A 13726-nucleotide genomic window follows, 5' to 3' on the forward strand; every position below is an offset into this window, starting at 1 on the left:
GAGTGCCATCGCCAGGAGGTGTCGCCATGGATGAACAAACTGCTACGACGTCCCCTTACAGACCTACTATTTTGCTGGTCGACGATGAAGAATCGATCCTCAACAGCCTGCGCCGTCTGCTGCGGGGCCAGCCTTATGATGTGCTGCTGGCCAGCAGTGGTGCCCAGGCCCTGGAAATCATGGCTGCCGAGCCCGTCGACCTGCTCATGACCGACGCGCGCATGCCCGCGATGGACGGGGCGATGCTGCTGGCCGAGACCCACCGCCTGTACCCGGCCACCACGCGCATCCTGCTGACTGGCTATGCCGACATGACCATGATGATCAAGGCGATCAACGAAGGTCAGATCCACCGCTATATCAGCAAACCCTGGAACGACGAGGAAATGCTCCTGACGTTGCGCCAGTCCCTCGAACACCAGCATTCCGAACGCGAGCGCGTGCGTCTTGAGCAGTTGACCCGCGATCAGAACGAGCAGTTGAAGGCCCTCAACGCCACCCTGGAAAAGCGCGTCGAAGCGCGCACCAGCGAGCTGCAGCAAACCGCCGACATGCTCGACCTGGCCTACGACGAGCTCAAGCGCAGCTATGTGACCGGCACCGAAGTGTTTTCGCTGCTGGCCAACCTGCGCCTGCCCAAGCAGAAGCAGACCAACCGCCAGTTGATCGAGCTGATCCGCGTGTACTGCAAAGCCCAGGCGCTGGACGAAGCCAGCGCCCGTGACCTGACCATGGCCGCCGCGCTCTACAACATCGGCAAATTGAGCTGGAGCGACGGCATGATGGCCGTCCCGTCGGAACTGCTGCACAGCAACGACCGCGAACGCTATCGCGCATACCCGGCGCAGAGCGAGTCGTTGCTGATGACGCTCGAGCCGATGAAGGACGCCGCACGGCTGATCCGCCATCACCAGGAGCGGTGGGACGGCACCGGGTTTCCCGATCACCTCAAGGGTGAAACGATTCCCGTAGGCGCGCGCTTGCTCAAACTGGCGGTGGACTTCATCGAACTGCAGAAGGGCCTGATCCTGGAACGGCAGATGAACAGCGATGAAGCACTGCTGTACATCCGCAAGTACGCGGGGCGGCTCTATGATCCGGACATGGTCGAAGACTTCGTCCTGGCCTGCGCCGCGTTCCTCAACGACGTGACCCTGGGCGACCCGAGTGTCAAAGTGCTGAGCACCCGCGAACTGGCCGACGGCATGATCCTGGCGCGCAACCTCAACGCCGATAACGGCATGTTGCTGCTCAATGCCGGCAAAGTGCTCAACTTGCCGCTGGTGGACAAGCTGATCGCGTTTGAAGCCATGGAGGGCGCCAAGTACAGCGTGTTTATCCGCGAACCGGAAGAGCCCCATCTTTTGAGCTGAGGCGATTCATGGGATCATTGTGTCTTTGCATTCAAGGTGATTTTGTCCATGCCAACCACTATCCGTATCGCCGCCGCGCTCCTGATCGGCGGCGACGGCCAGACGTTGCTGGTGCGCAAGCGCGGCACCCAGGCATTCATGCAACCGGGCGGCAAGATCGATGCCGGCGAACAACCGGTCGAAGCGCTGGCCCGTGAGCTGCACGAAGAGCTGAACTTGCGCATCGAGCCGAGCCAGGCGGTCTACCTCGGCCGTTTCTCGGCCCCGGCCGCCAACGAGCCAGGTTTTACGGTGCAAGCCGAACTGTTCCAGGTACGGATCGACGTGCCGGTGACCCCGGCCGCCGAAATCGAAGAAGTGCGCTGGATCGACCCGGCCGGAGACGGCGGCCTGCACCTGGCGCCCTTGACGCGTGAGCTGATCCTGCCGTTTTATCGCAAATCGCTGACCACCACCGCCTGATTGGCGGGTTCCAAGGACTGAGCCGTGCCCCTCAACGCACGGCGCTGACCCCATCCAGTGTGGAAAACGACGTGTCCTTGGCCGTCAGCAGGAAGTCGCGCATGTACGGCGCGTCCAGCATGTCTGCACGAATCCCCGCATACAGCGTCGCAAACAGGCCTTTCTCACCCAGGCGCTTGGCCTTGACGTAACCGCGCGAGCTGTATTCATGCAGCGCCCAATGCGGCATGCCGCAAACGCCACGACCGCTGGCGACCAGTTGCATCATCATCACCGTCAGCTCCGAGGTGCGTACCTGGGCCGGTTCGACATCGGCGGGTTCGAGGAAGCGGGTGAAAATATCCAGGCGGTCGCGTTCCACCGGGTAGGTGATCAGGGTTTCGCTGAGCAGGTCTTGCGGCACGATGTACGACTTGTTCGCCAGGGGGTGCTGGTTGGCCACGGCCAGCATGGCTTCGTAGGTGAACAGCGGCACATACGTGATGCCCGGCAGCTCCAGCGGGTCGGAAGTGACCACCAGATCCAGGTCGCCACGGGCCAGGGCCGGCAGCGGGGCGAAGGCGAAACCGGACGCCAGGTCCAGCTCGACCTCGGGCCAGGCATCGCGGAACTGGTCGATGGTCGGCATCAGCCACTGGAAGCAGCTGTGGCATTCGATAGCCATGTGCAGGCGCCCGGCGGTGCCACCGGCCAGGCGCGCAATGTCGCGCTCGGCGCCGCGCAGCAGGGGCAGGGTGGCGTCCGCCAGTTGCAGCAGGCGCAGGCCGGCGCTGGTGAAACGCACCGGTTTGGTCTTGCGCACGAACAACGGCATGCCCAACCGCTCTTCCAGTTCTTTGAACTGGTGGGACAGGGCGGATTGGGTCAAGTGCAGGCGTTCGGCGGCTTCGACCAGGCTGTCGGCCTCGCGCAAGGCGTGCAGGGTTTTCAGGTGGCGGATTTCCAGCACCGTGGCCTCCATGAGCAATATTGATGAGCAATTCGAATAGGGTGAGTTTGTCTCATGTTGCGCGGGCTGTCGACCTGCCGGCCGGCGCACGAGGTTCATATCCCGCCATACATTGCGAAACGGCGCTGGCCCGGAGCCCCGGCGGGTCCCGCGTGTGTCGACATAGTCAATTACGCATTTCTTGTTTCACCGTAGGGATGAGTGGGTATTTTTGCCGCGACATTCGTCCCGAAGAGCGCTCCATGCGTCGTTGGGACGACACCGTATTGCCCCGCCAAGGATGTGCCCCATGACCGCTAGCGCCGCTGCAATGCCCTTCATCTCTCGTCTGTACCCCGCTGTACCACCGGCCAATCCAACCCCTTCGCCCCCTGCACCCGCGCCCACCTCCCTGAGCCGTGCCGGCGCCATCGCCGAGGTGCAACCCCGGCCCCGCGCCAGCCACCTCGCCGCCCACGCCGTCAGCAGCCAGTTCGCGACGCGGCCCGACGTGCGCTCGGTTGTCAGGGACATGCTCGGCGAGGCGATCAACAGCCTGTATCCAGCGCTGGAATTCGACGTGGCGCGGACCTCGGTGGCAGAACCGATCGCGGAAAACCCGGTTCAATACCGCTTGACCCCGCTGCTGGATGTCGCGCTCAACCACCTGGCCGCCGGGGCCGATATCGATTTCACCGACAAGTATTCATGGCCGCAGAAACTGGTCAAACAGGGAACCGGCACCACCCTCAGAGTCCCCGACGCTTCAGGCAACCGGCGCGAAGACATCGACATGTCGGCCATTGAGCTGGCGATCCGCAGCCTTCGGCCCAGCCTCAAAGACGCGTTTGCGCGAGCCTTGACCCGTTACTGGGGACAAAATGCTGGCGGGGCGGACAACCGCTGGTTGTGGCTCAGCGGCATGCTCAGCGACAACCTGCGCAGTGCGGCGCTGAAACAGCCCGGCCTTACCGATGCGCAACGCGCCACCCTTGACCAGGTGGTCACCTGGCCCGAGCGTGCGCAACGCGTGAGTGCCAACGGCGACGACGCCGCCCGGGTCTTCGTGCTCGACACCAGCGTCCGCTACGGTGGCGGTGCCTCCACCCAGCTCAGCCCGGATCTTTTGCTCACCCGTCAGATCGGCGCCAGCACCCAGGTTCTGCATGCCGCGGCCAACGGCCAGATCACCCCTTACGACTCGCTGGAAGCCTTCGGCAAGGCCTGGGGCGAGACGCTGGAAAACGACTTCGTCTTCGACCACTTGACCTGGAAACGCCAGGAGCCGGACGCGAATATCTTCGATGCGCAAGCGGGCATCATTCTGAATAACCAGTTGCAGGCGATAGACAGCATCGAACTCCCGCCAGCCGGCAGCCTCCAGGTTCTGGAGCAGCGCTTCAGCGTGCTCAGCGATCCGAGCCCGTGGTTTGTCGGCGCCTATGCCGCAGATTCCGCGGAACTGGCACGGCTGCAGGAAAAACTGCCGCAGTGGATGCGCAACGCCGACCCGGCCGATCGCCTTGCCTACCATCGCTACGCCCTCGAACTGGCCAGCGATGTCCAACGCAACCAGGGGCGTAACTTTTTTTCGGACATCCCCGATATTCGCACCTATACCCAGCAACAGCTGCAAGCGCAGTTGCAGAACACCGGGCTGCTCGCGGACCACCTCGACGTTACCTTCAAAGTACCGGTCGGCACGTTGGGCAGCGGCTACATCGAGCGCGTCACGATGAGCCTGACCGACATGGCCTTGCGCAATCTGGCCGGGCTGCCCAAGGGCGAAATCGAAGTGCGCCACTTCGGTCAACCGATCAGCGACCCGGCAATGCCGCAGCGCTTGAAAGACATCGTCAGCCAGGTGGACATCGGCAAACACTATCCTGCGTTGCTACAAACCCACCTGCTGGGTGACAGCGATGAGTCACGTCGGCGCAGCGCCTTGTTCGCCCAACAAGTCCCGCGCCAACTGGCGATGCAGGCGCTGGAACTCAAGCTCAAGGGCGAAGCGGGCATCACCGCGCACGGTTACCGGTATGTGGAGGCGCTGCTGACGCCCGGCGCTGGAGCGAAACAGGTCGACGGGCAAGACATCGTCGTGCGGCCCCTGGCGTTTATCCGCAAGCCCGGCGCGACACCCGATGTAGTCCAGAACATGTTCGTCATCGAGCCAGCGAATGCGGCTGTCGGCCCGCACCTTCTCTACCGGCCGATGTTGTCCCCGGTATTGCAGGAATTTGCCACGCGCCAAGCGCTGCTGGAGGCGGTGCAACAGCCCGGCCCCTTGCAGCAAAGCGTGCTGGCCTGGTTGCCCGACGACAGGACGCGCGCGGTGTACGGCAACGGCGGCTTCAAGATTCCCAACATTGCCCGCTACAGCGTCTTCAACGAGTTCGACGCGCCCGCCCAACCGGCACCGACGACACTCGCCGTGGACGGCTATGACGCCGCCAGCACATTACGCCAGGACCTGGAGCAAGGGCGCCTGATGCAGCACCTGTACCAGAGCAACACCCACAGCCTGGTGAACCTGGCCCAGGGGCAATCGGTATCGGACGCGCAGAGCCGCTGGGCTTCCTTCAAGGAACTGGGCGGGTTGTTGTTCAACACCCTGTTACCCGTGTTGCGTGGGCCTGGGGCGATGGCGGGGTGGTTGTTGCAGTTGGCCGGCAGCGAGGACGATATCCGCAGACTGTCCAACCCCGCCGCCCAGGGCGACAGCACGGCCAGCGTGGTGGACCTGTTGCTCAATATGGGCATGGTCTTGACCCATTCCGCGCCCGCCGACACTGCGCAGCCGCCGCTGACGCTCGACGCTCTCAAAGCCATCGCGCCCAACGATGGCCCGCTGCGCCGCGCCCCGGGCCAGGCGCCGGGCGCCCATCGCGCGAGCATCCGCCAAGGCAGTGTGGAGCCTTCTGCCGGCGTCATCGGCGGTCATGCGAGCATGCTGGATTTTGCGTTCTCCAGCCCGCGCCGCCTGAGCCCCGGCCAGCTCGCGCAGATCGAGTCATTCCGGGTAGCCGCGCCGGGCGATGTCGGTGCGGCGATTGCCGAGGGGCCAAAACAGGGCTTGTACCTGAGCCAGGGCGGGCTGTACGCCAACATCGACAAGCAGTGGTTCCGGGTGGCCAACGACCTCGACGGCGTGTTCATCATCGACGCGAACAACCGCGCGCGTACCGGCCCGCCGATCAGGCGTGACGCACAGGGGCGCTGGAGTTTCGACAGTCGCCCCCGGCTGCGCGGTGGCATGCCGCGCAAGAACGGCGTCGCCGAGCGGGTCAAACAAAACAGGCAGGCACAACAGGCGCGAGGGGAAGCGTTCAGTCAGGCCGTCGAGGCCGCACTTGTATTGGATGGACCGAGGGCAGACTCGCGTAATCAAGTGATTGCGAGCATTACCGACTACTACAACGGCCGTAAAAAACTGCGCACGCTGTGGGGGCTGTCTACCACCGGGGAGCATCAACAGCGCTTTATCGCGCCTTACCTGGCGCAGTTGGAACTCACGAAGCACCTCAGGCAGACCATCGACCAGCAACTCGTGCAACTCAAGCAACGCACTGAGGTACACAGTGCGGCGGCTCAGACCGCCATTGACCATCTGGTGCCGAAAAAACTCGGCGCAGTGGATGATCTTTCCGAAGAAAAACAGGCGCGCTCCAATCTCTATGAGACGGTGCTCGACAACTACCGTGAAATCGAACAGTTCTACACCACGCTGGCCGAAGACAGCAATCAACACGTCCCCAGCGGACGCTCGATGGCGGAGGTGGTGAGCGAGGCAAGGACCGGCTCCAAAAGCACGTATATCGAGCTGATGGACAACTTCGCCAGGGTTTACCGCGACTTGGAAAGCGTGCGGGAAGCCGCCCTGGCCTCCGCCGCCGTGCTGGAGAAATGGACGGACGATTCGTCGTTCGGCAAAACCAAGGCCGCGCACTTCCTCAAGCAGCAAGAGCGACAGCCACCTGCGATTACGGCCCTGCGCATGAAGCTGACCAGCCTGACCAACCTCAAAGAACTGAGCCTCGATCGCTATGCGCGAACGACCGACCCAGTGGAGTCGTTTTACCTGCAGCGCTTGAGTTCAACCAACCTGATCCCCGTCTACAACGCTCACCTGGACCTGCGGCAGTACACCGGTTACAGCTTGAGCGAACGCAAGGCGACGCTGGAAACCGTCATCGGCACCTACCAGCGCGTGCTCAGCGATAGCCTGGCGATACAGGACACGAATCCCGGCCTTCAGCGAGCCGAGTATCAGCAGCTGTTTGCCGAACGCCTGCGCGATGTGATCAACGATGCCCAAACCGACCTGGCCGAAGTGATGCGCGAGGAACAAGCGCTGGTGCCTGCCGCTGTCGTGCGTATCGATCAACGGCAAAAACCGGCGGGCCAGCGCACGTTCAAGACCCGCGACAAGGAAACCCTGATCGGCACCGCGCGCCCCCAGGCGGCAGGCTCCGGCGCGATCATCGATGTGCTGGACCCGCAATCCGGCCGGTCGGTCGCCAGTTACAGCGAACACGCGAGCGAGGGCGAGTGGGTAAAGATCGTTCCCGCGCAACCCGCACGGCCCGCGTCATCGCCCAAGTCGCTGTCAACGCTCAAGTCCGACGCCAGGAAACTGCTCGAAGAAAGCGCCGGCATTGAACGCACGATCGCGTTCCAGAAACGCAAACTCAACGACCCGCAACGCCGGGAGGGCATCAACCCGCTGGACTGGAATGACATGCTGCAAGCCCAGGCCGAGCGGCTTCAGGCGACCGCCTTGCTGGCCGAAACCCGTCACGGCAGCAATCCCGAAACCGAACAATGGGTCAAACAGTGGCGCACGGCGGCGGACGAACTGCTTGCCAAGGCCCGCCAACATTGCGCCGATGGCTACAAGGTCCTACCCCCCAAACCGGAAAACATCGACTACCTGTGGAAGCACGGGTTCGTCGACATCAACCTGGTCCAGCGAGACATCGCGACCAAAAGCGGCGATGTCTTCACCGAGTACGCCGTGCGTGAAAAAGGCAAGGTCGACGTCTTGTGGTATGCCCATTTCCACTACCCGGCCAAAGGTTCGCCGCGCAATCTCTACACGGCGGCGCACCTGAAGATCCCGTCGCAGCGCACCAAGACCCAGAAAGACCTGGTGGCCGAGGCGGGCAATAACCGCGTGGTGGAACAGATCGTCAGGGCGCGGATCGGCCCGCCGCTGGATGAAAAACTGTTTCTGACGCTGTGACCGAAGCGCTCCGCTGACAGCCGCAGGCCGGCGCGGTTATTGGGCAACCCACAGCGGCCGGATATGCGGCAATGCAGCGGACTGCCTGCCGATGTCCGAGAACGGCAGCGACGGGTCGTCGGCATGGGTCAAGTAACGATGCTCCGGCAGTTTCAGGTGGGCCTTTTCGAACTCGTCGAAGATCGCGGTGCGGCGGTTGTAATGAAAGTGCGCGTACCACAACGGGCGCGGCGGGGTGGCGGTCAGGTCCCAGACTTCATATTCCTGCATGAAGTCGCGATGCCCGTTGGCACGCCTCGCCAGTTCGCTCATCGACGCGGTTCGACGCACCTCGACCACGTGATGCCTGACCAGGTCATCGAGCATGCCGTCGGTGGGTTTGCGGCTGGCCAACGATTGTCGGGTGCGCAAGGCGCGGCCGGCGGCGGTCAGTTCGCTGGCGGTCGTGCGCAATGGCTGGAGGCTCGGCTCCTCGGGGTCAAGGCGCGCGATGCGGTTTGCGCGCAAGGTGAGTTCGGCGGCTTCGCTGACCAGCATGTGTTCAAGGTCCACCGGCAACATGCCCTGGCGAGCATAGGCGTCGACTTTGGCCTGGTACGCCGGCACGGCGCGCAGGCGGTTCTGGGCTTCGCTCACCATCACCGACTTCACGTTCGCCTCCGCCGGGAACTCCACGGGCGGCGCCGGTTGGCGCTGGGCCCGACCGTCCGGGCGTTGCTCCCAGGTCTCGGTGTGGCCGCTGAGGTTGTCGATGGTGTAGCGCGTGGTGTTGGTGCGAGGGTCGGTGCTTTTTATGCCAATCAGCAGCCGGTTGTCTTCGCTTTCAAACACCGTCCCTTGGGGGGCATCGGGCTGCGGGCGCCGCAGGCGAGGTGTTGTGCCGATACGGTGGCGGGCCAGCTGAATCATGCGCTCGAGGTTGTTCAGCAAGGCGTCCAGGTTATCCAGGTCAAAATGTTGCGGGTAGCCTGCGCTCAAGGTTTTAACGCTGAGGCTGAACCGCGCGTAGGCATCGATACATTCGTTGAGGATCCGCGTGCGCTGGCTGACGGTGGTGGGCGTCTTGGTCAGTGCGAAATGCGTGTTCAGGGCCAGGTGAGCGTCGAGATAGACGCGATTGACCTCACTTTGCAAATACAACCAGGAAGGATCGCTGACGTGATCGTAGCGGTTGAACGTATCGATGCTGTGGACGGTGCGCAGGTGCGTGCGAAACCCTTCATCGTAGAGCTCGTTCCAGCGCGCCGCGTCATCGCGAGCCTCGCCCACCAGCGTGCGCGTATTTTGCAGGTCCGCGTCGATCTGTTGCGCGGTCCTGCGCGTGCTTCTGCCTTGGAGGCGCAGATCGGCCTCCAGCGCTGCCAGGTTGATCTGGCTGCTCCATTCGTTCATGACCAGGAAGATGCGGTCGATCCGGTCGAGTTCCTGCACGATTTTCTGGCTGAGACCTTTGCGGGTTTGCAGAAACTGCAGAATGGCGGCGGGGCGTGCGGGCGGCACCTGGATATCAGCGAATTGCCCGGTCAATTCCTGCAGCGCGGCCGCGGCGACTTTCAGGCGCTCCACGGCTCTGCTGGTGACAATCAAGGCAGCGCGGCTTTGCAAGCCTTGGAGGGCCAGGTGCTCTCTGTTGGGGGGGAAGGCGATCACGTCCTGAATGGCGTTGGCCTGCTGAATCGCCAGCTCGATGTCCTGGGTGTAGGCCTGATCAAGGGTTGGCTGCAATGTCTTGCGGGTGACGAAGTCGCTTTGGTTGGACAGGTGTTGCAGGTTGCTGGTCGCGGCCAGTTGAGCGTCGAGCCGGCTGCTCAGCGTATTGAGCGCATTGCTGAGCGCCAGTTGGCGGCGCAGGACATGATCGGTCCACCAGATCGGCAGCCGTTGTCGAATCGCCATCGGCCAGAGCGGCTCGAGGGTGTCGGCCAGGTGCCCGAGCACGCCGCCGCCGCCCGCCAGGCCCGCCGGTTGCGCGGTGCCGTAGACGCCGAAGTGGGTGTCCCATCGGCCGGCGTCATCCAGGGCAATCGGTTGTTTGTAGGTTTTCAGCGCGTTGCCGCTCAAGCGCCAATGGCCGTTCTGCAGTTCGACCTGATAGACGTTGCCCTGCCGCACGATGAAGTGGCCGTCGGCATGGCGGTAGATGTTGCGGTAAATACCGTGGCTCGCCGGGGTCAGATGGGCCAGGGCGATCTCCTTGTCGTACTCATACCCGCTGAAGCGCTCGGCGATGCGGCGCGCCTTGCGGCTCATGGGCGGTTGCAGGTAGCGGCCGCCCTTGAAGGCATTGCGCAACTGGCGCCCAAGCGTGCGCGTGCGCGCTGCATTGGGCGTAATCAGCACCCCACCGGCCACATCCACGCCGGCGTCGATCATTGATTGCAGGACCTGGGTGATGTCGTGCATGCCTTGGGCATGATCGCCGCGTCGAAATGCATCTACCGCGTCATTGGCGCTGACCCAGCCGTCGTAAAGGCCGATCACCGTACCCACCACGGGGACCACGCCGAGCGCCATCTTGATATAGCTGAAGGCCTGCACGCCTTTGATGGCATAGCGTTCTAGGTACAGGTCGCTGTTGGAACGGGAACTGGCGCGGTGAGCCTCCTTGACGCGGCCCATTTGCGCGTTGAGCAAATGGCCGGCCAGCGACGTGGTGACGGGCCAGGGGCGGCCGACGCCGATCAGCGCGTCGAAATGCCGGAGCACCGCTTGATTGATCCGGCTGACGTGGTTGGCCACGTTGCCCAGCAAGGCGCGGCCGGCCAGGTAATTGACCATCGTGCTGCTCAGGCACAGGCGGTACAGCGCCAGCCGCGCGGCTTCAAGGTTGGCGTAGCTGCGCAGGTAGTGGCCGTCCGGGCTCTCGGGCAGATAGAGCAGGGTGAGCCCGGAGTTTTTCTGACGGATGAAGGTGACGCCGGACAACGTGCTTGAACCGTCCTGGGTGTCTGGCCCGCCGACACTGAGGTGGGCGGGGAGCAACTCAATGTCATTGCCATCGGCGCGCCAGGCTTCGGCCGTGCTGGCATTCACGGCGATGTTGAAGGTGTTCAGTTCGGTGGCCGTGATGTGCTTTTGCAGGAACGCCAGGCGCCCCTGGAGCGTAAGCATCAGGCGCTGAGGTTCGAGCAGGCATTCGAGGCGATAGTCACGGCTGAAGTCCGTTTCGCGATCCGAGCCTTGGTAAGCCTCGACGATCAGGTCTTCATACGCTTGGGCCAGGTCCAGTTCCGGCACCAGCTTGCGCAGGTAGTTGGCGCTGAGCCCGGCGGTGAGTGCCTGGCCTTCCGTGGCGTCCTGGCTGCTGACCTCGACCTTCATGAACGTCAAGCGCTCGGCGATCGGCGTATCGATGTTGCTCAGCGCCAGCTCATCCAGGCTCATTTTGACCCGGGTGGCGCTGGGGACCTGCACCGTCTTGGTCGGAGTGCCGGGCGCGCCGGGGGCTCCGACGAAATGCTGTTGATGCGTGACCGATTCGGGAACGTCGAGCTGAACGCTGAACGGTTGTTTGAGCGAGAAGTCCCGGGACAGCCTTGCGTGCAGGCGTTTTGTGCAAAAACTGCTGATCAGCGGCAGCTTCAGGTTCAATACCTCATCGGCGCGTTGCAACGCCACGATGTAGCGCTCCAGCAGGGCCTTGAGTTCGGCCCTGTCGGCCGCTGAAACCTGGCCGAGCCAGACCGGCAGTTGCGCCGCCAGTGCGCCGCTCTGCTGCTGCTCCAGAAGCTGCGCATAGGCCAGTTCGCGCGCGGTGTTGGTCGATACGCCCAGTTCCTGGATCGCTTGCACGCGCATGGGTTGCAGCTCCCGGGCTTGGCGCTCGGTGTCGTCCGGGGCGCGGCGAAGCATCGCTTCGATCTGGGCGACCCAGTCGTCGAGTTGCACGGTGAGGCTGTACTCGAACGGGGTCTGATTGAGCAGGGCCAGTTCCAGCGACGACGCGTCCGAGGGCGTTACGCCGAGCCACTGTTCAAGCGCCTGGCGCGAAGCGAAGTGCTGCAGGCCGCCCTGGCTGCCCGGCCAGTACAACAACAGGTCCTGAGGCGTTGACGCATCGAGCAGCGCCGCTTCCAGGGTGATCAGCAGCACGCCGTCCAGTTCTTTGCGCTGGGTGTTGATTGCGTCGTTGCTGCGCTCGCGGATCGACAGCGTCAAGGTCGCCACCGACACTTTGAGTTCGGGGTCTGGCGCGTTGAGCGGGTCAAGCGCGGCCAGGAGCATGGCGTACCCGGCCGGGCTGATCTGGTTGAGTTGGCGCTGCAGGCTGGCTTCGGCAAGCAGCCCGTTCAGCCGTGCCTGGAGCAAGCGGTGATAGTCGGGGTTGGCCTGTTGGGACAGCTCCAATAGCTGGTTCTGGGGTTGATTCCACAGCGCGCTGGCCGCTTCGTGGGCTTGCTGTTGCGCCTCGTGCAAGCGGTTGAGTTGGCTGCGCAACGTGGCCTGTTGCTCATCGCTCGGCGGCGGCAATATGGCAGGCGCCTGCACCGTACCGAAGAGCGGCTGTTGTTGCCGCGACAGCGCGTGACGGCGCTGGGCCAGGGGCAGGTCGGCGGTCAGTCCGGCGAAGACTATGGGCGCGCTGTCGAGGGGCGCGTCGTCCTCAGCGGGAGCGAGCGCGGATGCCGGCGGCAAGGCGAAAACCCCCTGGCTGCGCTGTTGCCGGTCAACCTGATCGGCTGCTTCCAGCGCTCTGTGTCCATGTTCGGCGAGGTCCCGGCCGTGGGGGTATTTCAAGCTGGCCTGCTTTTCTTTGAGGCGATGTTCCAACAGGTGCGTTACGCCGGCCTGCAAGGGCTCGTCGACCTCGCGGTAGTCGATCAGGTTGTCTCGCGTGATGGCCGTCACGCCGGGGAACAGCGTGGGGTGATCGAGCAACCACTGCTCCATGCCGACGCGGCTGTTGAACAGGTTCAGCGCCGGTTCTTCAGAGGGCAGGTACAACAGCTGGAGGACGACCTCGGCATCCAGGGTAATGACCAGCGCACCGGGTATCTCGGCATCGGCCAACCCGGTGCGTTTGAGCAGCAGTTGCTCGGCGTAGATCTTCTGACCGTCGAGCTGCAACGCGCCGCTTGGCGGGTCGAGGACCGTGAGCAACGGTTTCAATTGATCGGCCGTGATCGCCCCCGAGGCGCAGGCCAACTGCGCGGCGGCTTGGAGATGGTTGCTGTACTGCGCAACCGCGTGATCGCGACGCGAGACCGCAGTGCCAGGCGCGCGCGTGAACCACCAGTAGCGGACCCACGCGGTTCGCAGGGCCTGTTCCACGTTGAGCTGGGTAAAGGGTTTAACCAGCTCGAACGGCTGCGCTGCGTACTGGGTTTTGCCTTCCGGCAGGCCGACCACCCGGCAATGCTGGTAAAGCGCGGCGTAGGCGGGAAATTGATGAACGAAGGCACTGGCCTGGGTCAGTGTGATGGAGCGCGCCGGTCTTTCATCGGAGGCGGCAAAGTGCAACTGCACGCTGTCGCCGTCCAGGTCCAGTTGCTCGTTGATGAACGCGTTGAGCGAGGCGTGGACACTGGGCGCATCGGTGCTGAGCCGGAGCATCTGTTCGCGGCTGGCGTGCCAGCGGGCCGTGGCTTCCAGCAGCAGGCTTTCGTTCACGGGGCGAACCTGCGCGTGGGAAAACGGCGGAAAATCGCGCACGGCAAGGGGGGGGAGCGGGTTGGATGTATCGGTCATGTGACGGCACTCGAAAAATAGGGGCAGAAC

At 63.6% G+C, this 13726-nt stretch carries 5 protein-coding genes; 3 read left to right on the forward strand and 2 right to left on the reverse strand.

The features are described from left to right. The first annotated feature begins 26 nt into the window (after nucleotides 1–26). Complete coding sequence (locus RGV59_RS11520) at nucleotides 27–1373, forward strand: HD domain-containing phosphohydrolase (RefSeq protein ID WP_046384557.1); 1347 nt, start codon at nucleotides 27–29, stop codon at nucleotides 1371–1373. 48 nt (nucleotides 1374–1421) lie between these two features. Then, nucleotides 1422–1835, forward strand: coding sequence for an NUDIX hydrolase (locus RGV59_RS11525; RefSeq protein ID WP_017844589.1), 414 nt, complete (start codon nucleotides 1422–1424; stop codon nucleotides 1833–1835). Between the two features lie 31 nt (nucleotides 1836–1866). Here RGV59_RS11525 and metR read toward each other — a convergent pair whose 3' ends face one another. Further along, nucleotides 1867–2784, reverse strand: a complete 918-nt coding sequence (gene metR, locus RGV59_RS11530) for a transcriptional regulator MetR (RefSeq protein WP_017844590.1) — start codon at nucleotides 2782–2784, stop codon at nucleotides 1867–1869. Nucleotides 2785–3073: 289 nt separating this feature from the next. On the opposite strand from metR, the gene RGV59_RS11535 reads away from it, so the two are divergent. Continuing rightward, nucleotides 3074–8008, forward strand: a complete 4935-nt coding sequence (locus RGV59_RS11535; RefSeq protein WP_260473886.1) for a dermonecrotic toxin domain-containing protein — start codon at nucleotides 3074–3076, stop codon at nucleotides 8006–8008. Between the two features lie 36 nt (nucleotides 8009–8044). On the opposite strand, the gene RGV59_RS11540 is transcribed toward RGV59_RS11535, so the two are convergent. Then, on the reverse strand, nucleotides 8045–13696 hold the full coding sequence (locus RGV59_RS11540) for a dermonecrotic toxin domain-containing protein (RefSeq protein ID WP_126586135.1): 5652 nt from the start codon (nucleotides 13694–13696) through the stop codon (nucleotides 8045–8047). Between the last annotated feature and the right edge of the window lie 30 nt (nucleotides 13697–13726).

This window comes from Pseudomonas sp. FG1 (genome assembly GCF_034313875.1).
Taxonomy (GTDB): Bacteria; Pseudomonadota; Gammaproteobacteria; order Pseudomonadales; family Pseudomonadaceae; genus Aquipseudomonas; species Aquipseudomonas veronii.

Excerpts from the sequence above, each read along its gene's own strand:
- RGV59_RS11520 (WP_046384557.1), top strand. The coding sequence starts at position 27 with ATGGATGAACAAACTGCTACGACGTCCCCTTACAGACCTACTATTTTG.
- RGV59_RS11525 (WP_017844589.1), top strand. The coding sequence starts at position 1,422 with ATGCCAACCACTATCCGTATCGCCGCCGCGCTCCTGATCGGCGGCGAC.
- RGV59_RS11535 (WP_260473886.1), top strand. The coding sequence starts at position 3,074 with ATGACCGCTAGCGCCGCTGCAATGCCCTTCATCTCTCGTCTGTACCCC.
- RGV59_RS11540 (WP_126586135.1), bottom strand. The coding sequence starts at position 13,696 with ATGACCGATACATCCAACCCGCTCCCCCCCCTTGCCGTGCGCGATTTT.